This is a genomic window from Vogesella mureinivorans (assembly GCF_007644035.1).
GTDB lineage: Bacteria > Pseudomonadota > Gammaproteobacteria > Burkholderiales > Chromobacteriaceae > Vogesella > Vogesella mureinivorans.
The window spans coordinates 1-370 of sequence record NZ_VMTV02000012.1 but is presented as its reverse complement, the minus strand read 5'-3'; the positions used below and the strand labels follow the sequence as shown (position 1 = coordinate 370).

The following is a 370-nucleotide window of genomic DNA, read 5'->3' as shown; positions in this document are numbered from 1 at the left end:
TGATCATTAAAATGCGTTTATCGCCCTCTACAATTTCAGGAATGTAGCGTTGTGCCATAATCGGTTGTGTACCATTTTCAGTTAAAATTTCGATGGTTGAACCAATATTTACCCCATCTTGGTATAAACGAAAAATCCCCATTCCCCCCATACCATCTAAAGACTTAACGATCACATCACCATGTTCCTTTAAGAATTCACGAATTAAACGCTGTTGTGAGCTGACTAAGGTTGGTACTTGTAAATCAGGAAATTGTGTTGCGAAAAGTTTTTCATTGCAGTCACGTAAACTTTGTGGTTTGTTGATGATCCACGCACCTTCCCGTTCTGCCTGCTCTAAAATATACTGCATGCAATCCAAAAATTTATC

The 370-nt window shown here is 38.4% G+C and carries 1 protein-coding gene; it reads right to left on the bottom strand.

The window, feature by feature from the left end; genetic code table 11:
* Positions 1 to 370, bottom strand: a 370-nt coding sequence (locus FLQ44_RS00415; protein ID WP_500692532.1) for an ATP-grasp domain-containing protein, incomplete at both ends; no start/stop codon positions are given.